This window comes from Amycolatopsis sp. SID8362, from assembly GCF_010550475.1.
GTDB lineage: Bacteria > Actinomycetota > Actinomycetes > Mycobacteriales > Pseudonocardiaceae > Amycolatopsis > Amycolatopsis eburnea.
In genome coordinates this window covers 1-1505 of record NZ_JAAGNB010001083.1, presented here as the reverse complement: position 1 = coordinate 1505, position 1505 = coordinate 1, and the positions used below count along the sequence as shown (strand labels likewise).

The following is a 1505-nucleotide window of genomic DNA, read 5'->3' as shown; positions in this document are numbered from 1 at the left end:
CCGAGCCCGGCCGTCCCGGCCGCCACGGTCACCTCGAGCGGCCAGGCGACCGCCGGCGGCCTGCCGGCGGCGAAACCGGCGTCGTTGAGCATTCCGGCGATCGGCGTCCGGGCCGACCGGATCGAGGACCTCGGGCTGACCGCGGACGGCGCGCTCGAGGTCCCGCCCGACGCCACGACCGTCGGCTGGTTCACCGGCGCGCCGTCGCCCGGCGAAACCGGCCCGGCGGTGCTGGCCGCGCACGTCGACTACAAGCACGTGCCGGGCACGTTCTCCCGGCTCAAGGAGCTGCGCCCCGGCGAGCAGGCCAGGGTCGGCCGCGCCGACGGCCGGATCGCGGTCTTCACGGTCTACCGCGTCGACCGCTACGCGAAAGCCGAGTTCCCGACCGACCGCGTGTACGGCGACACGCCCGATCCCGAGCTGCGGCTCATCACCTGCGGCGGGGCGTTCGACCGGGCGAGCGGCAACTACCTCGACAACGTCGTCGTCTACGCCCGGCTGAGCGCGGTCGAGGTCTGAGCCAGGTCGATCCGCGCCAGCTCGAGCCGCCGGTAGGCGCGGTCGCCGAGCGACCAGACGTCGAGGATGTCGCCGTCCAGCTCGGGGTACGCGATCACCAGCCGGGCGGGCTCGGCGCCGTCCGCGCGGTACACGACGTCCACCGGGATGCCGGCTTCGAGCTGCCAGCAGAGTTGTTGCTGCTTCGGCGTGAGCCGGCCCGCGTACCGGTCGCTCATCGCGCGGGCGAGCTGGCCCCGCAGCAGCGCCGGGCCGCTCGACGGCGCCGCCAGCAGCCGCTCGGCGTGGCCGGCGGGATCGGGCGGGAGGTCACCGGGATCGGCGTCGCGGAGGACGGCCTTCGGTTCGGGCTGCTCGCGGGCGGGCAGCACGATGGAGCCGTCGGCGGCGTGGCGGGTCGGCGCATAACCCGCGTCGCGCAACGCTTCGAGCGTGCCGGTCGCGTCCACAGTGGACGTCAGCACGGTCGGGGCCACGGACCGCAGGCCGAGCTTGGCGAGCTTGCGGTGCGCGGCGAGTTCGGCCAGCACGGCGGGTTCCCCGACGACGACGCTCGCGACGTCGATCACCTGCGCCTCGCCGTGCCGCCGCGCGACGTCGTTGACCAGGTACACCAGCGGCTGCGGCAGCTCGCCCGCGGCGATCGCGCCGAGGTCGTCGAGCAGCTCGGTCGCCGTCGTGCCCTGGTCGAACGCGCGCCGGACGGACGCGGGGGAGAACCGCCAGCTGGTCGCCGTGCCCTGGGCTTCGCGGTCGGCGGCGCGGTCGAGCAGCGCGGCCAGCCGGGCGTCGGGTGAGCCGGGCACGATCGCCGTCAGGTCGGTGCCGAACAACGCCGTCGTCCGCGCGCGGGCGACGAGTCCGTCGGTGACCTCGACGAACCGGCCGTCCGACAGCAGCGCGCGCCCGGCTTCGGTGACCGCCCCGTGCGCGAAGACGCCGAGCAGTTCGCCCTCGGCGACCGCGGTCTCGACCTGCGCGGC

2 protein-coding genes are annotated in these 1505 nt (G+C 75.5%); one reads left to right on the top strand and one right to left on the bottom strand.

Features of this window, described 5'->3' with window-relative positions:
• The coding region (locus G3I65_RS33905) for a class F sortase (protein ID WP_160699714.1) at positions 1 to 522 on the top strand (522 nt) is incomplete at its 5' end.
• On the opposite strand, the gene G3I65_RS33900 is transcribed toward G3I65_RS33905, so the two are convergent.
• Positions 492 to 1505 (bottom strand): helicase-associated domain-containing protein (locus G3I65_RS33900; protein WP_160699713.1); only part of this gene is annotated, 1014 nt, incomplete at its 5' end. The two genes, G3I65_RS33905 and G3I65_RS33900, sit on opposite strands and share 31 nt — an antisense overlap.